10 protein-coding genes and 3 pseudogenes are annotated in these 23,417 nt (G+C 59.6%); 11 read left to right on the top strand and 2 right to left on the bottom strand.

The annotated features are described in order from the left end of the window. Positions 1-9: 9 nt before the first annotated feature. The 10 genes and pseudogenes from DW732_RS01775 (at position 10) to DW732_RS01730 (ending at position 15,039) form a co-directional block, all read left to right on the top strand. Positions 10-1,734, top strand: a complete 1,725-nt coding sequence (locus DW732_RS01775) for a DnaA ATPase domain-containing protein (RefSeq protein WP_118098361.1) — start codon at positions 10-12, stop codon at positions 1,732-1,734. A 238-nt stretch (positions 1,735-1,972) separates the two neighbouring features. Next, entirely contained in the window at positions 1,973-3,076 is a 1,104-nt protein-coding gene (gene dnaN / locus DW732_RS01770) for a DNA polymerase III subunit beta (protein WP_118098359.1), read from the top strand. A gap of 9 nt (positions 3,077-3,085) precedes the next feature. Further along, on the top strand, positions 3,086-4,192 hold the full coding sequence (locus DW732_RS01765; RefSeq protein WP_118098357.1) for a DNA replication/repair protein RecF: 1,107 nt from the start codon (positions 3,086-3,088) through the stop codon (positions 4,190-4,192). Continuing rightward, on the top strand, positions 4,179-4,742 hold the full coding sequence (locus DW732_RS01760; protein ID WP_118098355.1) for a DciA family protein: 564 nt from the start codon (positions 4,179-4,181) through the stop codon (positions 4,740-4,742). Before DW732_RS01765 ends, DW732_RS01760 begins: the two co-directional genes overlap by 14 nt. Positions 4,743-4,847: 105 nt before the next feature. Continuing rightward, positions 4,848-6,878, top strand: a complete 2,031-nt coding sequence (gyrB, locus tag DW732_RS01755) for a DNA topoisomerase (ATP-hydrolyzing) subunit B (protein ID WP_118098354.1) — start codon at positions 4,848-4,850, stop codon at positions 6,876-6,878. 186 nt (positions 6,879-7,064) lie between these two features. Continuing rightward, positions 7,065-9,815 (top strand): DNA gyrase subunit A, encoded by a 2,751-nt coding sequence (gene gyrA / locus DW732_RS01750; protein ID WP_199569692.1) that lies wholly within the window; start codon positions 7,065-7,067, stop codon positions 9,813-9,815. 12 nt (positions 9,816-9,827) lie between these two features. After that, positions 9,828-10,052 (top strand): annotated as a pseudogene (locus tag DW732_RS01745) (dTDP-glucose 4,6-dehydratase); the annotation flags it as partial. 1,059 nt (positions 10,053-11,111) lie between these two features. Continuing rightward, on the top strand, positions 11,112-12,764 hold the full coding sequence (locus DW732_RS01740; RefSeq protein WP_118098350.1) for an RNA-binding domain-containing protein: 1,653 nt from the start codon (positions 11,112-11,114) through the stop codon (positions 12,762-12,764). A 523-nt stretch (positions 12,765-13,287) separates the two neighbouring features. Beyond that, positions 13,288-13,798, top strand: a pseudogene (locus DW732_RS01735) (dTDP-glucose 4,6-dehydratase); the annotation flags it as partial. Between the two features lie 56 nt (positions 13,799-13,854). Beyond that, complete coding sequence (locus DW732_RS01730; RefSeq protein ID WP_118098404.1) at positions 13,855-15,039, top strand: IS3 family transposase; 1,185 nt, start codon at positions 13,855-13,857, stop codon at positions 15,037-15,039. Here DW732_RS01730 and DW732_RS01725 read toward each other — a convergent pair. Both DW732_RS01725 and DW732_RS10150 read right to left on the bottom strand, forming a co-directional pair. After that, entirely contained in the window at positions 14,979-15,284 is a 306-nt protein-coding gene (locus DW732_RS01725; protein ID WP_233539325.1) for a hypothetical protein, read from the bottom strand. The two genes, DW732_RS01730 and DW732_RS01725, sit on opposite strands and share 61 nt — an antisense overlap. A gap of 421 nt (positions 15,285-15,705) precedes the next feature. Then, positions 15,706-15,846, bottom strand: a pseudogene (locus tag DW732_RS10150) (helix-turn-helix domain-containing protein); the annotation flags it as partial. A 464-nt stretch (positions 15,847-16,310) separates the two neighbouring features. Between DW732_RS10150 and DW732_RS01715 the strand changes: the two are divergent. Beyond that, entirely contained in the window at positions 16,311-23,348 is a 7,038-nt protein-coding gene (locus tag DW732_RS01715; RefSeq protein ID WP_158567315.1) for a Spy0128 family protein, read from the top strand. Positions 23,349-23,417: the final 69 nt, after the last annotated feature.

The following is a 23,417-nucleotide window of genomic DNA, read 5'->3' as shown; positions in this document are numbered from 1 at the left end:
GGAGAGACAGTGGACGAGGAAGCAAGCATCATCCTGGGGGATGCCATCGCCTTTTGCCAGCGCGACGGCCAAGATGCACGCCTCATCAATATGCTGGGGCAATCGCGCGCCATAAGCCTGACCGAAAATACGCTCACGATCGAGGCGCCCTCGCGCTTTGCCATCGCGCAGCTCAAAAAGCATCAGTCGACTATTGAGGCCTATCTGGAAGAAATCGCCTTTGCACCGATTGCGCTCGACATCGTGGCACCGCAAGGCGCCGCGACAGAATCCGCTGCCGCGACGGCGCCCGCCACGGCTCCCGCTGCTTCCCCGGCGGCGCCGGCCTCCGCAGGCGACGCGCCGACAATCGAGCACCAGCACGGCGATGTTTCCCGTGAAACCATGGCACCGTTGCCGACCGCGGCGGCGACGTCAACGAACGCACCCGTCACGCACATGCCCATCGCTCACGACGCAGCGGCGGGCGCCGATTCGGGCATTGCAATCAAGAACACGCTCTCGGCCGATGATTTTCGTCGCATGATGAACCAGATGAAGGGCGGAGCGCCGACTAAATCCACGCAAGCTGCGACCCCCGCTTCGCCCATGCCAGCACCGACCGTGCCGGCCGAGCAGAATACGGATGGAGCCCCACTCGCCGCGAACTCAAAATTTACCTTTGAGAACTTTGTCTACGGCCCCGAGAACAGCCATGCCTATCGCTCGGCACTCAAGTTTGCCGCCCTCGCGGACGAGCACGGCACGTGCACATCGCTGTTCATCTACGGCAAATCGGGCCTGGGCAAAACGCATCTGCTGCTTGCCATCAAAAACGAGCTCGCCGAGAAGTCGCCCGAGATCAAGGTCAAGTATGCCAACTCCCAGGCATATCTGGACGACCTGATGACCGAGTTCGACCGCCAAAAGAAGAGCAACGCCCCCATCATGCAGGCGTACCACGGCGTGGACGTGCTCATCATCGATGACATCCAAAACATCATCGGCAAGCGCGCGAGCGTGGACTACTTTTTCCAGCTCATGGACGAGTTCATCCGCAACAACAAGAAGGTCGTCATCGCGGCAGACCGCGCCCCCAAGGACCTGAGCATGGACGAGCGTCTGACCAGCCGCTTCAACGCCGGCATGCTCTGCCTGGTCGCAGAGCCCAGCTACGAGATGAAATACAAGATCTTGCAGCGCTATTACGAGAACACCATCGTCGCCGCTCCCGAGGCAGGCGACGACTCGCTGCTGGCGGCCTATGGGGGCGACGGCGGGCACCTGACCGATGAGCACTTTAAACACATGGCCGAGGTCTCGGGCACCAACATCCGCGAACTCGAGAGCTTCTGCGAGCGCTGCGCCGGCGAGGCGGGCGACCGCGAGCGCGAGGGCGGGGAGCTCACCTTTGATGATATCGACGCCATCGCCAGCCAGTACTTCGACACATCGGCCAAAAAGATCAACGTGCAAACGGTTCAGTCCGTCATCGAAGAGCAGTACGGCGTGACGCACGAGGAACTCATCGGCCCGCGGCGCAACGCCAACATCGCCAAAGCACGCCACATTGCCATCTATCTGGCAATCGAGATGTGCGAGATGACAACCACGGCAGTGGGCGCCGAATTTGGCAACCGCAACCACTCGACCGTCAGCACAAGCTACAAAAAGGTCCAGAAGATGATCCAGGAAGACCGCACCGTCACCGAAGACCTCAAGTCGCTGCGCGATAAAATTACACTGCGCTCGTAGGGAAATAGAGACACCTGTTGAAAACTTGTCGAAACCACGGGCATAAGGTGTCTAAAACCCAACCCGCGGTGATGAAAAGTTTTGCGCAGGTTTTGAATGTGGAAAACCACCCCCGTTGCACACAGGTTGCTGTCGATTCTCTTTTTGGGTCTGACCTGCGTCTTTGGGAGTAATCAACAGTTTCGTCAGTGCTATTACTATTATTAAGATATTTATATCTATAGAAAGGTATTAAAAGATGAAGTTCACCGTCAGTCAGAGCTCGCTTACACAAGCCATCGGCGTCGTTATGAAGGGTGTCGCTTCGGCATCCACCCTTCCCATCCTGTCGGGCGTGCTCGTTAAGGCGCAAGACGGCATCTTGGAATTCCAGACCTCTAACTACACCATCTCGATCCGTCATCGCATCGCGGCGCATGTCGAAGAAGAGGGCGAGATGGTTATCCCCTGTAAGATGCTCTCCAATATCACCAAAACTCTCCCCGATGCCCCGGTCACCTTTGAGCTGTCCGAGCGCCAGGTGCTGATTGGTTGCGAGAAGAGCTCGTTCCGCCTGAACACGCTCGATGCCAATGACTTCCCCGAGTTTCCGGCCTATGCCATCGAGAGTGCCGTGGAGCTGCCGACCGATATCTTGTCCGAGATGGTCGGCCGCGTGTGGCGCGTCACCTCGACCGACAAAGCCCGCCCCATCCTGGGCGGCGTGCACATGAAGGTCGAGAACAACACCGTGCGCCTGGTGGCGACCGATTCCTTCCGCTTGGCCGTGTGCGATACGCAGGTCGAGACCTCGACCCTCGAGGGCTCCTTTGAGCTCAACGTTCCGGCGGACGCCTTTAACGACGCACTGAACATCATGGCCAGCCAGGCGACCATCATGATCGGGGCTACCGACACCCAGGTCGTCTTCGAGGCCGGCAACACCACCTACGTGTCGCGCCGCATCGAGGGCGTGTACCCCAACTACAAGCAGCTCATCCCCGATTCGTGCGCGACAAGCGTCAAGATCGACGTCGCCGCCTTTAACGCCGCTCTCAAGCGCGTGGCCGTTATCGCGAGCGCCAACCCCGCCGTCAAGTTCGAGATCGATGTCGAGAACGGGCAGATGGGCTTGTCCTCCATTTCCAATGACCAGGACCTTGCGCAGGAGACGATCGATGTCGAGGCCGAGGGCGAGTCGGGTACTATCGCCTTCAACTACCACTACATCTTCGGCTGCCTCAATGCCCTGTCCAAGGAGAAGGAGATCACACTGGAGCTCAAGAGCTACTCGCAGGCGGGCATCTTCAAGTCCTACGACAAGATCAACTACCTGTACCTAGTCATGCCGGTCCGCATCTAGCGCTGCGCCATGACCATATTCGCCCGCGATCTTTCCGTCGCGCACTACCGCAGTTTCGATAGCTATCGCCTTGCCCTGGACGAAGGCGTGACGATACTTGCGGGACCCAACGCGGCGGGAAAGACCAATCTCATAGAGGCGCTGCAGCTGCTGACGAGCGGCGCCTCGTTTAGGCATCCGACCGCAGCCGAGCTCGTCCATGACGGCGTAGGCTCGTGCAAGGTCGAGCTGAGACTCGAGGGCGACGGCCGCGTGCTTGATATGGGATTGAGCGCGGAGGACGGTAAGCGCTCGTTTAGCCGCAACGGCAAGAGATGCTCTGCCGCCGGTGTGCGCGGGGTTCTGCCGAGCGTGCTGTTTTGCCCCGACCATCTGGACATGGTTAAGCGGGGCGCCAGTGTGCGCCGCGCCGCCCTCGATGACTTTGGCATGCAGCTGAGCGCACGCTATGCCGATCTTGCGAGCACCTATGGGCGCTGCGTGACCCAACGTAACGCCTTGCTCAAGGAAACCTGGTGCTGCCGCGAGATGCTCGGCGCGTGGAACGATTCGATTGCCCGCGCGGGCTCGGCTCTGCTCGTGCACCGGTTGGCCCTGCTCGACCGGCTGGCGGGCCATGTGCACACTGCCTACGGGCAAGTGGCGTCCGGCGAGGCCGCCAACGTGACCTATGCGTCCACGCTGGGGGATTTGCCCCAGGTCGAGAATCGCGAAGAGCTGAAGGGCTGGGCGTACGAGCGCATGCTGGCCTCCCTTGATGAGCACGCCGACGAGGAAATTCGCCGCGGCGTGACGCTGGTGGGACCGCATCGCGACGAGATCGAGTTTACCGTGGCGGGTCGCTCCGCCCGTTCATTTGCCAGCCAAGGACAGCAGCGAACGCTGGTGCTGTCCTGGAAGGTGGCCGAGGTGGCCGTGGCTCGCGATGTCCTGGGCACCGCCCCACTGCTGCTTTTGGACGACGTGATGAGCGAGCTCGACGGCGAGCGTCGTGGCGCTTTCCTGCGGCTGATCGGCGATGATATCCAGACGGTCATAACCACGACCAACCTTGGGTACTTTACCGATGACCTGCTTGATCGAGCCAAGGTGGTGAGCATGGGTGAGACGTGCTAATTACGAGCGCGAGAGCGAGACGGTCGCCTTCAGTGGCTTTTTGAACGCAGAGCGCCAGCGCATCCTGGCGTCGGCGACGCCTAAGCGCCGTGCGCAGATGGAGGCTGCCGAGGAGTCGCGCGCGGTCTATCGCGCGTGGAACGCGGTGTGCTCGGGCACGCGCGAGGGGCGGCATGTGACGGGGCTGCGCTACCTGCCCGAGTCCAATGAGCTGCTGGTGTATCTCGACTCGCCCTCGTGGACGCAGGAAATGACGCTGTTGCGCGAGATCATCCGCGCGCGCATGGAACGCGCCGGTGCGCATGTGGACGGCCTGGTGTTCAAAACCACCGCACCCGGTCACACGCCGCCCGCCGCCAAGGAGCGCCTGCGCCCGGCGACGACCGAGCGCCCGCCGGCCCCGCACGCCGACCTAAGTGAGGGCGAGCGCACCGAGATCAAGCGCCAAGTGGCGCCCATCGAAGACCAAAAACTGCGCGAGGCCCTCGAGAACGCCATGAGAGCCAGTGCCGAGTGGGCCAAGGGCGTGCAAAGCAAAAAAGAGCCTTAAATCGCATCTGGTGGCCTTGTAGAGCCAAATACCCTCGTTCCCGAGGGTATTTTTTTACGATAAACTAGTAAGGCTGTACACATTTTCTTGACTGAAGGAGGACGTGTGGCAAACGAAAACGATTACGATGGCGGCGAGATTAAGATTCTCGAAGGTCTCGAGGCCGTTCGTAAGCGCCCGGGCATGTATATCGGTTCGACGAGTGCCAGCGGTCTGCATCACCTGGTGTGGGAGATCGTTGACAACTCCGTCGACGAGGCCATGGCCGGTTTCTGCACCGAGATCCAGGTGACGGTCCACGCCGACAACTCCATCACGGTCGTCGACAACGGGCGCGGCATTCCCGTCGACGAGCACCCTGTTAAAAAGATCCCGACGCTCGAGGTCGTCATGACGATCCTGCACGCCGGCGGTAAGTTCGATAACTCGGCCTATAAGGTCTCGGGCGGCCTGCACGGCGTGGGCATCTCCGTCGTCAACGCACTGTCCAAGCGCGTGGTCGTTCAGGTTCGCCGCGATGGCAACACCTACGAGATGGAGTTCTCGCGCGGCAAGACCGTCAAGAAGATGGAGGTCGTGGACACCTCGGATTCGACGGGCACCACCGTCACCTTCTGGCCCGACGACGAGATCTTCGAGACCTGCATCTACGATTTCGATACGCTGCACAACCGTCTGCAGGAGACGGCGTTCCTCAATAAGAACCTCAAGATCGTGCTGACCGACGAGCGCGAGGCGACTCCCCACGTGGAGGAGTTTTGCTACGAGGGCGGCATCATCGACTTCGTCAAGTTCCTCAACGAGGGCAAGGACGTCCCCGAGGCCTTTAAGGAGCCCATCTACATCGAGGGCAAATCGGACCCGGACGCGCCTGTGGCCAAGATGGGCGAGGTCGAGGTTTCCCTGCAGTGGAATAGCGGCTACGGCGAGAACGTCATGTCGTTTGCCAACGATATCTACACCCCCGAGGGCGGCATGCACCTTGAGGGCTTCCGCACCGCGCTTACCCGCGTGATCAACGATTACGCGCGCAAGCAGAATCTGCTCAAGGAAAAGGACGCCAACCTGACCGGCGACGATGTGCGCGAGGGCCTTTCGGCCGTTATCTCGGTCAAGCTGCCCGACCCGCAGTTTGAGGGCCAGACCAAGGCCAAGCTCGGCAGCTCCTATATGCGTGCGCTGACGCTCAAGATCGTGACCGACGGCCTCGCCGATTACCTCGAGGAGCACCCTAAGCCTGCCCGCGAGATCGTCAAGAAGGCCCAGCAGGCCTGCAAGGCCCGCAATGCCGCCCGCAAGGCGCGCGAGGCGACGCGTCGCAAGAGCCTGCTCGAGACGGCGTCCCTGCCCGGTAAGCTCGCTGACTGCTCGGTGCGCGATGCCGAGCTGACCGAGCTCTTTATCGTAGAGGGCGACTCGGCAGGCGGCTCGGCCAAGGACGGCCGTCGCCGAGACATCCAGGCGATTCTGCCCCTGCGCGGCAAGATTTTGAACGTCGAACGCGTGGGCGACCATCGCGCGTTCTCGAGTGACACCATCCAGTCGCTGATTACCGCGATCGGCTGCGGCGTTACGACGAGTGCCGGCGACGGCGGCGACTTCGATATTGCTAAGGCGCGTTACCACAAGATCATCATCATGACCGATGCAGACGTCGACGGTGCGCATATCCGCATCCTGCTGCTGACATTCTTCTACAAGTACATGCGTCCGCTGATCGATGCCGGCTACGTCTATGTTGCCTGCCCGCCCATCTTTGGCATTAAGGTGCGCAACAAGATCCACTACGTGTATCCCAACGGCCGCCAGCCCGAAGACGAGATCCTACGCGACACCATCCAGAGTCTGGGCCTGAACCCCGACGACAACGACGAGGACGGCAAGGCCAAGGATGGCAAGATCACCAAGAAGCGCAAGGGCTATACCGTCCAGCGCTACAAGGGCCTGGGCGAGATGGACCCCAAGCAGCTTGCCTCGACGACGATGGACCCCAAGACCCGCATTCTGCAGCGCGTGTCGATCGAGGACGCCGTGGTGGCAGACCGCGCCGTGCGCGAGCTGATGGGTTCCGAGGTCGGCTATCGCCGCGAGTACATTGAGAAGCACGCCCATGATGCACGATTCTTAGATGCGTAACCTGCTCGGCTTTCCCAGCCACCGCACCTTCGCCCTCAATCGTCGGTCGCGTACCCAAGTACGCTTCCCTCCTCTTTCGAGCGAATCTGCGGCACCTGGAAAACCCGTCTCCGTGGCAGGATGATTAATGGACCACGCAAACCATGAGGAGGTAACGTGGCAGACGATATCAACAATAACGAGGGTATGGGCGAGGCCGGCGATGCCGGTATGCCCGACGATCTGAAGCGCCTGCTTGCCCGTGCTGAGCAGGGCGAGGACGGCGATCCGGACGCCTATAACCCCGATGCCGATGATGAGGAGGAAGAGGACGACGACGCCGAGCTCGAGGAGAGCTTTGGCGAAGTCGACCGTGGCGCCTCGGCCGGCGAGGATATCAACGGCGGCCAGCTCCAGATTTCGGAGTTCGGTCGCGAGATGAAGCAGTCGTTTATCGAGTATTCGATGTCGGTCATCACGGCGCGCGCCCTGCCGGACGTGCGCGACGGCTTAAAGCCGGTGCACCGCCGCATCCTGTACGCGATGAACGAGAGCGGCATCTACCCCAACCGCCCGCACAAGAAGTCGGCGTGGACGGTCGGCGAAGTTATCGGTAAGTACCACCCGCACGGCGATTCCGCGGTCTACGAGGCCATGGTTCGCCTGGCGCAGTGGTTCTCCATGCGCACGCCGCTCATCGACGGCCACGGCAACTTCGGCAACATCGATGGCGACGGCGCGGCGGCCATGCGTTACACCGAGAGCCGCCTGGCAAAGCCCGCCATGGAGCTTCTGCGCGACCTGCAGAAGGATACCGTCGACTGGCAGCCCAACTACGACGAATCGCTCGCCGAGCCCCAGGCGCTGCCTGCGCGCTTCCCCAACCTGCTGGTCAACGGCAGCCAGGGCATCGCCGTCGGCATGGCCACCAACATCGCCCCGCATAACCTCGCCGAGGCGATCGAGGCCACCTGCTACCTGATCGACAACCCCGACGCCACCGTCGACGATCTCATGCAGATCATGCCCGGTCCGGACTTCCCCACCGGCGCCATCATCATGGGCAGCGCCGGCATTAAGCAGAGCTACGAGACCGGCCGCGGCTCCATTACCGTGCGTGCCAAGGCACATGTGGAGTCCACCAAGACCGGCCGCAGCCGCCTGGTCTTTACCGAGATTCCCTACATGGTCAACAAGGGCACCCTGCAGGAGAAGATCGCCCAGCTCGTCAACGACAAGCGCATCGAGGGCATCTCGGACATGCGCGATGAGTCCAACCAGAAGGGCATCCGTCTGGTCATCGAGCTCAAGAAGGGCGTCATTCCGCAGGTCGTGCTCAACAACCTGTATAAGTACACCTCGCTGCAGACGACCTTCGGCGCCAACAACCTGGCGCTTGTCAACGGCGTGCCCAAATGCCTGAGCCTGCGCGAGATGCTGCAGCACTACATCGACCACCAGGTCGACGTCGTCACCCGCCGCACCCGCTTCGACCTTAAGAAGGCCCAGGCCCGCGCGCATATCCTCGAGGGCTACCTGATGGCCCTTGACCATATCGACGAGGTCATTAGCATCATCCGCTCCTCGCAGACCGACTCCGAGGCCAGCAGCCGCCTGATCGAGCGCTTTGGGTTTACGCCCGAGCAGACCACGGCCATCCTTGAGATGAAGCTCCGCCGCCTCACCGGCCTGGAGCGCGACAAGATCGAGGAAGAGCTCGACGGCCTACGCCGCGCCATCGCCTACTACGAGGATCTGCTTGCGCACGAGGAGAAGATCCTCGGCGTGATCAAGGAGGAGATGCGCGAGATCGCCCGCAAGTTTGGCGACAAGCGCCGCACCGAGATCACCCACGCCGAGAAGGACCTCGACGTCGAGGACCTCATCGCCGACGAGGACATGGTCGTGACCATCACCCACACCGGCTACGTGAAGCGCATCCCGGTGGCCGCCTACCGCGCCCAGAAGCGCGGCGGCAAGGGCGTCTCCGGCGTGAGCCTCAAGGAAGACGACGTCATCGACGAGATGTTCATCGCCAGCACCCATGAATACGTGCTGTTCTTCTCGACGCGCGGCAAGGTGTACCGCCTCAAGGTGCATGAGCTGCCCGTGGGCACCCGCCAGGCCCGCGGCACCGCGATCGTCAACCTGCTTCCGTTTGAGGAGGGCGAGAAGATCGCGAGCGTCATCAGCTGCCGCGAGTTCCCGGCCGACGAGTACCTGATGTTTGCCACCAAGAGCGGCATGGTCAAGAAGACCGTGATGAGCGCATATGACCGCAGCCGCCGCGATGGCCTGATCGCTATCAACCTGCGTGACGACGACGCGCTGCTGAACGTGCGCCGCGTGCGCGAGGGTGACAAGATCATCCTGGCCACCACTGCGGGCAAGGCGATTATGTTCTCCGAGGAGCAGGTGCGCGCCACCGGCCGCGACACCAGCGGCGTTCGCGGTATCGGTATGAAGGACGGCGTGAGCGTTCTGGGCATGGAAGTCACTAACGGCAACGGCGATCTGTTCGTCATTACCGAGCGCGGCTACGGCAAACGCACGCCGGTTGCGGACTACCCGGAGCAGAATCGCGGCGGCCAGGGCGTCTACACCATCCAAATGACCGAGCGTAAGGGTAATCTCGCGGCCATGAAGGCGGTGGGCCCGCAGCACGAGCTGTTCATCGTGACGGAAGGCGCGACGGTCATTCGAGTCAAGACCGACGAGATCAGCCAGACCGGTCGCGCGACCCAGGGTGTGAAGATGATGAGCGTGGGAGATGGCGACCGCGTCACCGCTGTGGCTCGTATGACGAGTGCCAAGAAGAAGGCCAAGGTTCCGGCCGTTGCCGAGGGCCAGGAGTCGCTCGACCCGCTGGCCGCCGGCGCGATGGAAGCCCCGGCCGATGACGACCATGTTGACATCGGCTCTGGTGACGAGGCGCTGGAGGACCTGCTCGAGGAGTAAGTGAAGGCCTTCGGCCGCCCCGAGGACGACTTCGACTGGGTGCGCGACCGCCCCGGCCACGACCGCCGCTACGCCATCGACGCGGCCAAGCTTCGCCGCGAGCTCGGCTGGGAGCCGAGGAACACCGACTTCGCCGCGGGCCTCGCGGGGACGATCCGCTGGTACCGCGACAACGAGGCCTGGTGGCGCCCCGCCAAGGAGGCCACCGAGGCCAGGTACAAATCTCAGGGGCAGTAGGACCGCCCGCGTCAATACGGCGGGCCTCTCTGGCGTCTTCCGAAAGGGCCTGTCTCGCCTGAGACTTCCATTGGTTTGACGATGCCCCCGTGGACCCAAATGACAGCCGGTCCATGGGGGCGTCTCATTTCGTGGGTTGATTAGGCATGGAGCGACCTCTTCATCCGTGTCGATTTGCGATGCCATTCGTCCTAATCCTCAGCGGCACTTCAAGATTGTCAATTATCCAGTCCCCTGGAGAGCCAATGTCTATAACATTTACACCCATCTCCGACCGTGTATCAGGGTGTCGGATATATCGAGATCGCATGTCTCCCATGGTATTGGAAGGCTTATCCCATAGAAATTAATCGGAGAGGTGTCTATTGTTTCGAGGTGGCCGTTCGCCCTACGGATCCACGATGTGCCACGGGCGTCGGTAAAAGCAATCTCTGAGCCAAGAACAATTCCCATTCCGCGCCCGTGAGTTGGCAAAAGAGTGGACCAGGAACCCGGAGGAAGAACGGATATGTAAGAACGACATTCATAATCAGGGCCGGCGAGTTCACCGTTAGGTTTAGGGCCGTTTCCCTGGATTCCAACACAAGTTATGACGACGTTGTAAACCGGAGATTCACTTTTGTTTGACAAGACAGTCCGCATGTATAGGAAAGCGCTGTCGCATGGGTGGTCGTCGGGCCCGAGATCCTCAAGCCAGCACGAGACGCCTTCCGCTTGGCGCCGCCGCATATCTTCATCGTGTACATTTCTTGCGCGATGAGAGTCTCGGAGTGCGACTATGACCGCTGCGGCAGTTGCTATCGCGCTTATGATTTGAACTGCTAACTCTATGAGTCGATCACAAGTCATGCCGTCTCCATTCATATTGCGTGCATGTTAGGTCTTTGAAAGGGCATTCTAGTCTCACGATATTGAAAAAAGCCGTTCCCGAGGAATTTGGAATTAATTGCTGGAATATGCCCCGTCGTGAGGCGATATATCAAACTATATCTATACTATTGATATATATATCTGATTACAGATATAATCTGATACAGATTCAGATATAAGGAGTTGGATATGAGTGTCCCGCAGCGCGAATCTTTAATCGTAGAATTTAAGAGCGATCGTAAGACCATCTCCGAAAATGTCATCGTAGATGAGGTGGTTGCCCTCTCCAACACCGATGGAGGGGAGCTGTACATTGGTGTCGAGGACGACGGAACGCTCACCGGTGCTCAGCCTCAACATCGAGACCCGTTGCAGATGAGCGCCATGATTGCGAACAAGACAGTGCCTTCTGTCTCCGTGCGAACGGTCGTCCTTGTGGAAGACGAAAAGTACATTACTCGAATAGAGGTTCCGCGTTCCACGAGCGTCATCGCTTCCGCCCAGGGACGTATCCTGCGCCGGCGTCTCAAGGCCAACGGCGAACCTGAGAGCATACCAATGTATCCGTACGAGATATCGACCCGCCTCTCCGACCTTGGTCGCTTGGATTACTCCGCCCAGCCCGTCCCAGATACTACGCGTGAAGATTTTGATCCGTTGGCGATGGAAAAACTTCGTAATGTTGTGCGGAAATACAATAACAGCGATAAATCGCTTCTAGAGCTCGACGATGAGGATCTTGAGAGGGCGTTGGGGTTTGTCGCAGCCGTTGGAGACCAAACAATTCCAACTTTGACGGGACTGTTGATGATCGGCCGCGAAGATGTTCTTGCCAAGGCCGTCCCCACTTCCGAGGCGACCCTTCAGGTGCTGGAGGGCACGAATGTGAGGGTAAACCTTACCTATAAAGGCCCCCTGCTCCGCACTATCGAGCAGGTCTCCGAGGCGATCATACCGTGGAATCCCGTCACCGAAGTATCTTTGGGGTTGTTCAGCGATCCGATTGAAACGTTTAACGGCCGCGCAATTCGCGAGGCGCTTGTAAACGCATTCGGGCACAGGGATTACTCGATGTTGGGTAGGGTCCGCGTTCTGATTGACGACACGGGTTTAACCATTTCGAATCCGGGCGGTTTTATCGAAGGCATATCGATCGATAACCTTCTCACCGCCGATCCCCATGGAAGAAATCCGAGTCTCATGGACGCCCTTAAGCGCATCGGCCTCGCAGAGCGAACCGGGCGAGGGATCGACCGAATCTATGAAGGCTCCCTGCTTTCGGGCAGGCCTCTCCCGGATTATTCCGAATCCGGTTCGACGGGCGTCAGCCTGTTTATTGCGCGCAGCAAGCCGGACCAGGAATTCATCAAGCTCATTGCGGAAGAGTCGGAGAAGAGATCTGCGCCGCTTTCCCTGCAGACCCTGCTTGTCCTCGATGCGCTCAAGCGCCTGCGTCGAGCTACGATTGAGGTGCTGACAGAGCATGTTGACGTTCGAAAGGCTCAACTCATCCAGACGGTAGAGCTGCTGGTCGAGTCTGGTCTGGTTGAGGCAGTTGGCTCGGCGGCGCATAGGGAATACCGTATGAGCTCAAAAGTATATAAGCGCACGGGAAGAGTTAAGGAGTATGTACGTCAGGCGGACATCGATTCGATCCGCTATCCAGAACTCATTTTAAGACTGGCGCGGGAACAGGGGCGTGTGACCAAGCAGGATGTGGCGGAGCTCCTTCACGTTAATCCCGATGTTGCTTACTATGAAATTCGGAAGTTAGTCAAGGCTGGAGAGCTTAAGTCGGCAAAACGCGGTCCGGACGCCCATTACGTCCTGAGCCCCCAGTAGTGGGGCTCAATATCTATATCGAACTATATCTGGAACTCTGACATCTATATCGATACCACAGAGATAGTCCGATATAGATGGGGTGATGTTAGATATCGTCTCAAAAGGCTCATAGCTGACGGTGTAGTCACTGTTGATGTTCACTAAGATGTGGTCCGAATGACCACCGCTTCCTGAGTGCCGTGGTCATTGAGAATTGAGCAGAGCATGCCCCGGAAGGGTAACTGCATCGACAACGGCGCCATGGAGCAGGTCTTCGGCCACATGAAGGACAAGTTCTTCCGGAGGGATGTGTACCTCCTCAACGCACTTTTGGTATAACGTGCAGAAATCGACAATCCAATCGCAATACGCCGGTAGCGGGCTATATGCGTTATTGACCTTCTCGGCAAGAACACCGAGGTTGTGGGTTCTAATGAAGGAGTTGGTTTTGGCGAGCAGGAGATACTCCTATTTCAAGTGTGCTCGGGGTTTGATTTTGCGCCCGTCGTACGCTTTGTTTTGGCCCTCGAGCCGCGTCGAGCTCGTCGTGGGCGACATCTGTGACGCCGCGCTGGTCGACCGCCTCGTGTCCGAGACGGACGCCGTGGTCCACTACGCCGCCGAGTCCCACAACGACAACTCCATCGCCGACCCCTCGCCGTTCCTGGAGACGAACGTGCGGGGCACCTACACGCTGATCGAGGCCTGCCGCAAATACGGCGTGCGCTACCACCACGTCTCCACCGACGAGGTCTACGGCGACCCGGAGCTCGACGACCCGGCCTGCTTCACCGAGGAGACTCCGTACCGCCCGAGCTCGCCCTACAGCTCCACCAAGGCGGCCTCGGACATGCTCGTGCGCGCCTGGGCCCGCACCTTCGGACTTGCGGCCACCATCTCCAACTGCTCCAACAACTACGGCCCCTACCAGCACGTGGAGAAGTTCATCCCCAGGCAGGTCACGAACCTCATCGACGGCGGGCGCCCCAAGCTCTACGGCGACGGCCGCAACGTCCGCGACTGGATCCACACCGAGGACCACAGCTCCGCCCCGACCTCGGCTGGGAGCCGAGGAACACCGACTTCGCCGTGGATTGGCTACACTGATGTGGACAGTTCCGGGAGGGGCGCGAGAGACGGGAGGGCCGTATATGAGGGACCCCAGGCACCCGAGGCATTTCACCGACGAATTCAAGAGGCAGATAGTCGACCTCTACAACGCCGGAAAGCCCAAGCGCGAGATCATGGACGAGTACGACCTCGGCAAGAGCACCGTGGAGAGGCGGGCCAAGTCGATAAACGCGACCGGCTCGCCGCGCGCCGCGGACAACCGCACGCCCGAGCAGAACCGGATCCTGGAGCTCGAGCGCGAGAACCGCAGGCTCCGGATGGAGGTCGACGTCTTAAAACAAGCGGCGCTGATATACGCTCGAAAGTGAGGGCCATAGCGGCCAACGAGGGCCGCTACCCCATATCAGCGCAGTGCAGGCTCCTCGGCGTCGCGAGGTCGACGTACTACTCCATGCGCTCGCGGGCCGACCGGCCCGACGCGCCGGACCCCGCCGCGCCGGCCGTGGTCGCGGCCCACGCCGCCAGCAAGGGCCGGTACGGCTCGCGCAAGATAAAGGCGTCGCCCGGGAGGTCGGGCGTCACCGTCAGCCGGCGCCGGGTCTGCCGCATCATGAGGGAGAACGGCCTGGCCGGCGCATACGGCAGGAAGAGGTTCAAGGTGCGCCCCGGGGCGGTCAACGAGGCCGACGTGCCCAACGTCGTCGCGCGCGGCTTCGGCGGCAGGGCGCCGCGCACCCATATATGCAGCGACCTGACCTACGTGCGCGTCGGGGCCTCGTGGAACTACGTCTGCCTGCTCGTCGACCCCTGCAACAGAGAGATCGTCGGTCACTCCGCCGGGCCCGGGAAGGACGCCCGGCTGGTCAAGTCGGCGTTCGCGACGGTCTCCTTCCCCATCTCGGACATCGAGGTATTCCATACGGACCGCGGCAGCGAGTTCGACAACGCCGAGATCGACCTGATGCTCGAGACCTTCGGCATAGAGAGGTCGCTGTCGGCCAAGGGCTGCCCCTACGACAACGCCGTCGACGAGTCGACCAACAGGATACTGAAGGCCGAGCTCGTCCACCGCGAGACGTTCGGCACGACGCGCGAGCTACGGGCCAAGCTCTCGGACTACGTGCACCGGTACGACAACTTCAGGATCCACTCGACGCTGGGCTACATGTCGCCGGTCGAGTTCAGGGAAGCGGGGCTGTCCCTCCCGGAATCGTCCAAATAGGTGTTGCCAATCCAGACGGCCATCTTGGTCATCCCGGGCAGCTGGGCCTTCGCGCGGATCTCCTCCTCGAGCGGGTCGAAGGCGCTGCCCCTCGCGGACCTCCCGTCGACGGCGGCCTCGCCCTCCCTCCAGTACTTGGCGACCGTGTGCCGGTCCATGCCGTGCCTCCTCGCGATCTCGCTGAAGTTCGGCTTGGCGCCGGACCCCCTGTAGACGTTCAGCTCTCCCATTACGTTTCGCTCCATATCCCGCTCCTCCCGGGTCGGATACCCGATCGGAGCATAGTTCCGTTTGCGCAGTTGGTGAAAGTACGTTAGCGGGACTGGCGAAAGCGCGTTGGCGCATTCGGCGGGATACGTTTGCAAAAGTGGTTGATTTTAGATTAGCGCTAACAATGGCCGCGAGCTTGGCGGCGGCGCCCTCCTCGGTCTCGTCGATCCCGGACCTGCTCGCCGAGAGCTCGGCGTCGGCCGCCTCCTGCGCCCTCCTGGCGCTGTAGAACACCCTGGGCCTCCTCGAGCAGCCGTAGCCCCTCCTGTGCGAGCAGCCGTTGCAGCACCTCGGCCACGCGGAGAGCCTGGGGCAGGCCCCCGACAGGTCCGCGGGCGCGGGCTCGCCGTAGCGCGAGCGCGGCGCGGTGACGTAGCGGTGCGCCGCCACCTCCCTGGTCACGGTCGAGGGCGACCTGCCGAGCTCCGCGGCGATCTCGCGGGCGCCGCGGTTGCGGTCGAGCATCCTCTCGACCGTGTTCCTCTCGTGCCTCGTGAGCCTCCCGTACGACCTTCCGGACGGCTTGGGTCTGGACATGCCGGCCTCCCTCCATCGCGGGCCGGGGGATTCCGGCCCCTCTGGGGTTGCCTACCCGGATTCGCGCCTCAGGACTCAGCGCAACGCGTTGCGCTGAGTCCTGAGGATGTTGCAATGAAAATGAGAATCAAGGGGGGAAAATGACACTTCCCATTTTTTTTTCGATAAGAACAGTTGATCTAGCATGAAGGTGTAAAATCACGCCGAATAGGTGTGCCCAAATTGCGTCAAGTTGGCGCCGGCGTAGCTTCAAGCTGCTTTCGCCAGTAGATGCAGACACTGATGTCGGTTGATGAGATGAGGCATCGGTGGATGGGTATTCGCCCTGTTGGATGTGATGAGTAGTAGGGAAGAAGATCGAGATGGGTTGCTTTGTTGAGACAAGGAATGGGCAGCGAAGGATGTCTTCGGACGGGCAGGAGTGTGCTGTTCGTGCGAATGGCATTAATGGTTTTTCAGCAAAGGTGAAAGGCGTTGCCCTTCTTGTTACCGTGATTGTTGCGTTGTTGATGCTTGCGACGCCGATGCGTGCTCAAGCTGCTTCTTTCGACGAGAAAACTGTTGCGGATCCTTCCACGCAATTCAGCTACCGTGACTTGATTGGAAACGATTCCAAGGGTTACGTAACCGAGAACGTCGGCCGAATTTGGCCTGACAAGACCGTTTCCACTTCCGACATCACCATCACGCCTGGCACGGTGAGCAAGGATGCAGACGAGGATTTCCTCGTCATGCTCTCTGCGCTTTCCTCCACCTCCAACACCACAACCATGGAGTCTAAGCCGCTCGACATCGTCATGGTCTTCGACGTGTCGGGTTCGATGCGCGAAAGCTTCGGCACCGGATATTTCTATACGCCGACGTATGACGTTTCCCCCTACTTTGGAACTACTTATTACGCCTTAGTTGATAATAAGTATCAAAAGATAGAGCGTGCTGGAGGTCTCGGTGATCGTTACTGGGAACTTGATGGAAAGAGAGTAGTCCCTAAGTCCTCTGCGGATGATCAGGACGGCACTCAGTTTTACACAAGGGAATCCTCCACCCGTCTTACCGCGCTTAAGAGCGCCGCAAGCAGCTTCATCGACAAAGCCGATGAGCTGAATAACGAAATGAACGAACCAGCTAAGCATCACCGCATCGCCATCACTACGTTTGCTAGCAATGCGACCACCGTGCAGAACTTGACCGACGATGCTAGTTCTCTCAAGACTTCGGTTTACAACCTCACTGCGGATGGTGCCACTCGTGCAGACCTAGGTATGAGTCGGGCCCAAACTGCTTTGAATGGTGCTCGCGATGGTGCCCAGAAGGTCGTCATTTTCTTCACCGATGGTGTGCCCACAAGCAGTAATTCTTTCGAAGCCGAGGTGGCGAATGGCGCCATTGAAACTTCGAAAACTCTCAAGGACGCCGGCGCGCTGGTCTACAGCATCGGTATCTTCGAAGGTGCCAACGAGGACAGCACAGCCGACCAGAACAACCAGTACATGCAGGGCGTTTCGAGCAACTACCCTAAGGCCACGGCATATACGGCGCTTGGTGCGCGCAATCCTGACGGCAAGAAGTACTATCGCTCCGCTAAGGATGCCGGCGAGCTGAACAGCGTCTTCAACGAGATCTTCGACGCCGTTTCGTCGACCCCCCCCTCTCCGACCGAGATCAAGGACGGCTACGAAGCCAACAAATCGGGATACCTGACTTTCACCGATCAGCTCGGAGCTTACATGCATGTGACCAGGTTCCATGAGCTTTCGTTCGCCGAGAAGCTGCATAAACCCTCGGGTGACGTCGATACGGGCGCCGATGGCGTGAAGACCTACCACTACACCGGCACCGTGAGCAATGCGCAGTACCCTGAAGCCAACTTGGAAGACATCATCGTCCAGGTCACGCCCGGCAAGACGCTTGCCGACGGCGACACCGTGACCGTGAAGATCCCCGCGAGCATGATTCCCCTGCGCCATTTGCAGGTGACGACCGACGAGAATGGCAATCGCACGTTCTCCATCAAGGAGATCCTGCCTTTGCGCGTCATCTACGGCGTGAGCCTGAAGGATGAGGTCAGGGAGGCCATCGCAAACGGCCTCGATCAGAACGAGGCTGACAACGCTGCGCTGCAGTCCTACATCGACGCCCATGCGGATGAGGATGGAACCATCTCCTTCTACTCCAACCACTACGATGGATCCATCAAGGGCCAGCTCGACAGCTCGAAGACCTTGGGAAACACGGTGGCGAACTTCACCCCTGCCAAGACCAACTCGTTCTACTTCTTCACCGAGGACACTCCTCTGTACGAGGATGAGACCTGCAAGCAGAAGCTGACCTTTGCCAAGTTGGAGGATACGGACTTCAACCAGCCCATCTACTACGAGCGCAGGCACATCAAGTCTACGGCGGCAGATGGCACCGGTACGGTGACCGACGAGGTTTACCATCAGGAGATTCCCGCTGCGAACCTCTTGTATGTGAGGTCGCACATCGGCCATGATTCCGATGGCAATGCCTTCATCAAGAAGGGCAGCACCCGCCTGACGCGCGTCAACTCCATCAAGTTCGACAAGGGGGAAAACCCCACCGGCACCGCTCCTGAGGTTCTTGGACCCCAGTGGGATGACCTCGAGAACGGCCGGCAGGTGAATGTCCATTTAGGTAACAACGGTAAGCTCGATATGGAGCTTCCTGCCACGTTGGCCATCTACAAGGATGCCCAGGTGACCGCGGGCAAGAACCTGGATGCAAGCGTCACCAAGAATAAGGACTTCACCTTCGAGGTGACGGTCAACCCCGCTTCCCTCAACGAGAGCGGCGCCTACACAGCCGGCATCAGGGATGAGACCAACACCCTCGTCGGCGACCACTTCACCGTGACCTTCGACAAGAAGACGGGCAAATGCAAGAAGCCGCTTAAGCTGCAGGACGAGCAGACGCTGCATATCCACGGGCTTTCGGGCGGGACGACCTACACCGTCACCGAGGTGGGCAACCCCAAGGGCTTCACGAACACTAGCAAAACGGACGACACCGGCACACTTGCGGCCAACGCGACCTCCACGGCGAGCTTCGGGAACACCTACGACGTTGACTCTGTGACGCTTTCTGCCGATAACTTCGTGAAGTACGAGAAGGAGTTCGACAAATGGGATCAGGCGAATAGCTTCACCTTCGACCTGATGGCGGACCAGGTGGACTATCCCATGCCTGAGGGCTCCACGGGCCACAACAAGACCGTGCAGGTGACCAATGATGCCAGGACGGGCAACTTCGGTTCCGTGACGTATACGCATCCCGGCACGTACACCTACACCGTAAATGAGATCCGCCCGCAGGGCGCTGCCGTCCCCGGCGTCAGCTACTCGCGCGCAACCTACTCCGTCACAGTTGTGGTGACCGATAACGGCGACGGCACGCTCTCCGTGACCTCGTCGATGGTCAAGACCAAGGACGATCGCGGCAACGATCTCAATGAGGACGTCGACGACAGGGTGGCGAAGTTCAAGAACACGTTCGATGTGGATTCCGTCTACGCCGGACCAGTCGCGCACAAGTACTACGATGACATGGCGGGCAGCAACCCGATCTCCGACGGCAAGTTCTCGTTCAAGGGTTACCCAGTCGGCGACAACGCCGATTCCGCCCCGATGCCCGACGGCGCTAAGGACGGCGTGCTCACCGTCAAAAATGACGGCAACTCCGTCAACTACCAGCAGGTCGAGTTCACCCGCGTCCATGTGGGCCACACCTACACCTACATGCTCGAGGAGGTCATCCCTGCCGAGGCCAACGCCGACAACGGCTACACCTATCAGGGCATGACCTACGATCCGGTGAAGTATAAGGTTGAGTTCGTGGTGACGGCGCAGGAAGTCGAAGGGGTTCCTACCGTGCATGTCGCCAAGACCTATTACAAGGTCAAGGGCGATGGTTCGGTCGAGCAGACCCCGACCCCCGAGACCGAGGTAGCCTTCCAAAACAGCTACAATCCCAAGGACCTTACGCTCCCCAACGACACTGACAACGTGCCGCACGGCACCAAGACCCTGAACGGCCGTAATTCCCTGGACGGCGAGACCTTCGAGTTCACGCTTTCCGCCGGCAACGTGGCCACGAGCACCGCTCTGGCTAACGACTTCGTCATCTTCGGGGACGACCGTGCTGCCGAGACGGCGACTGCGACCGTGGGCGAGCTGAAGGATGGCGAAGCCAAGGGCTTCAACTTCGGACCCATGACCATCAAGAGCCCCGGCACCTATGTGTTCAAGGCGCACGAGAACGCTCCTGCAGCCGATGGGGATGGCATGGCGTACGACCGCCGCAACGTGATCATCACCATCAAGGTCAAGGATACGAACGGTGTTCTGGAGCTTGACGGTCCGGTTACCTATAAGGGCGGCTCTGATACTGCGGCGACGTTCGTAAACAATTATTCCGTTGCACCTGCAAGATTGGGTGATACGGCGTCCGTGACCGTAACGAACATCCTCAATGGCCGAGATCAGAAAGCAGGAGAGTTCGGCTTCCAGATCGAGGGAACGGATGAAGCCTCTTCGAAGAAGCTCCCTTCGGCCGACAGGAGCTTCGCGGTTGAGGCTGATACCCCAGCAGGCATCGCGTATCCCATGCCCAACAAGCTTGCTAATCTGACCTTTGCTCAAGAGGATATGGGCAATACCTTTACGTACAAGGTGACCGAGGTCATTCCTTCGGGCGACAAGAAGCTCCCTGGCGTGACCTATAACACCGAATCTGCCGAGTATAAAGTGATGATCACCCCGATCGACGACGGCGACGGCTCCATGCACCTCGAGACTAAGGTGACCAAGGGAGATGTCGAGATTAAACCGTCATCTCTTGGTGGCAGGGATGTCTATACGCTTCCGTTCATCAACGAGTACAAGGCAGCCGTAACGACCTTTACCCCTGATGCTGCAGCGGTGGGCCTGAGCAAGGTGCTGACCGGCCGCGACTGGATCGATTCCGATGAGTTCGAGTTCACGCTCGAGGCTGTGACTCAGGGCGCCCCGATGCCCGTAAACGACAAGACGACCGTTACCAAGGCCGACCTCAAGGACGGCAAGGCCGCGTTCGGCTTCGGCGAGATCAAGTTCGACAAGGCGGGCGACTACACATATCGGGTGACTGAGACCAATGCTGGCAAGACCATCAACGGCATCACCTACGCTTCCTACCCCGCTACCTTCACGGTGCATGTGACCGATCTTGGCAATAATGGCAGCTCTACAGGACGTCTTGCTGCATCTGTTACCCAGGTTCTTAATAAGGAGTTCGAGAACATCTATGTCTCGAAGCTTGACTACGGTGCTAAGGGCGGCTTGAGCATATTCAAGACTCTCAATGGCCGCGATATGGCTTCAAACCAGTTCGGCTTCACCGTGACGCCCGTTGACCCGGCATCTGCCGACAAGTTCGGCATCGAGCTGGCTGGTGAAGAGTTCAAGAACCCCGATGCCGCGACAGCTGGTAAGAAGTCGTTGGTGAAATCCTTCGGCGAGGACGTCGAGTTCAGCCAGGACGATGCGGGGAAGACGTATTCTTACGTGGTGTCCGAGACTACGGGTGGTAATGCAGATGAGGGCTACACCAACGATGCAGCCGAGTACACGGTGACCATCGCCACGGAGCACGATCCTGCCAAGGCTGCATTGACGGTGACCACCAAGGTTTCCGATGGAGCGAACGAGAAGGCCTATGTCTACACGACGGGCACGGATCCCGACGATGCCGCTGAGGTTTCGTTCGTCAACAGGTACGGTTCTTCCGGCACCCTCGGGGGAGACGGCAACGTGAAGATCGCCGCCGTCAAGCAGCTGACGGGCCGTGACCAGAATGCGGGCGAGTTCAGCTTCGTCGTCGAGGATAAGGGTGGCAACGTGGTGTCCTCGGGCAAGAACGCCGCTGATGGCACTGTTGAGTTCGAGCCGATTCACTACACGAGCGAGAGCTTGGAGCAGGCGGTCGCCAATGACTTGGCCGTCAAGACCGCTGATGCGGGCGGCAAGATCACCTATGAGCTTCACTACAAGGTAAGCGAGGTTACGAGAAATCTGCCCGGCGTAGTCTCCGGCAACGTCACATCCTTCAATGTGGTCGTCAAGCTGGTAGACGATGGTGACGGAGTGTTTGACATCACGGTTGAGTACCCGGCTGGCATGAACGAACTTTCTTTCGAGAACACCTATACGTCCACGGCTCCGTTCACGCCATCTGGTTCCAAATGGCTCGATGGCGGTGCGCCCGTGTCCATTATCGACGGCAAATTCACCTTCACGATTTCCGGTGAGGAAAACGCTCCGCTGCCTGATGTCACCTCGGTGAAGAACGACGCTGTCGGCGACGTGAGGTTCGGCGAGATCACCTTCACGCAGGATCATCTTGATGGCGTAACCCCTGATGAGAATGGCGCTCGCACCAAGACGTTCACCTATCATGTGACCGAGAGCGGTACCGCTTCGGGTATCACCAACGATGCGCAGGTGACCAAGACCTTCAAGCTCACGGTGACCGACGACGGCCAGGGCCACATGCGTGTGGAATCCGAGCATCAGGGAGCGCAGTTCGAGTTCACCAACACCTACAGCACGACTCCGAAGGAATCGAGCTTGACCGGTGAGGGCGGCTTCACGTTGACTAAGACGCTTGATGGTCGCGATCTGGTTGATGGTGAGTTCGAGTTTGATCTGGTTGATGTTGCCAGCGGCAAGGTTGTGGCTAAGGGCGAAAACGACGAGAGCGGAAACGTGAAAATGGGTGCCGTCACCTTCGAGGAGCCCGGCACGCATCAGTATCGTTTGGTTGAGGTCAACCCGAACGAGAGCGATGGCATCACGTATGATGCAAGCTCGTATGATGTCTCCGCCGTTGCCACGGACGTCGACTTTGACGGCGTGCTCGAGATAGTGTGGTCTGTCGCTGATGCCGAGGGCACCGACCTGAAGTTCGTCAATTCGTACAAGGCTGCCCCTTCGAGCATTACCTTCAACGCCATCAAGCAGCTGGATGGCCGCGATATCAAGGCCGGCGAGTTCGAGTTCGAGCTGGTGCAGGACGGCAAGGTCATCCAGACCGCCAAGAACCTTGCCCCGGACAAGAGCGGTGTCGCGCGCATCAGTTTCGAGCCGATCGAGTATGCCGAGACAGGCGAGTTCGACTACGAGATTCGCGAGGTCAAAGGCGATGCCGAGGGCGTTACCTATGATGATCAGGTGTTTACCTACCACGTGACCGTGACCGATCCGGGTAACGGCAAGCTCAAGGTCGAGTGGGCCCAGGGCGACAACGGTGCTCCGGTGTTCAAGAACGTCTATGAGAAGCAGGCTTCCCCGCTCGATCCGGTTCTGCCGCCGGATGATGGCGACGATGACGGCGACGATGGCGGGTTCAAGTTGCCTCAAACTGGCGACACCGCGCCGATCTTGTCTCTGGTGGTGCTTGCGGCCGGCGTTGCGACGGTAGCGGTCTTGCGACTGCGCAGGCGTTAGGATTAGATAGATTCCACGTGTAGGTCGGGGTGCTTCGGTTACGGAGCACCCCGTTTTTTCATGGAGTCA

The sequence above is a fragment of the Collinsella sp. AM28-11LB genome, assembly GCF_003469895.1.
Classification (GTDB): Bacteria; Actinomycetota; Coriobacteriia; order Coriobacteriales; family Coriobacteriaceae; genus Collinsella.
The sequence above is the reverse complement of the archived record's forward strand: the minus strand, read 5'-3'. Positions and strand labels throughout refer to the sequence as shown.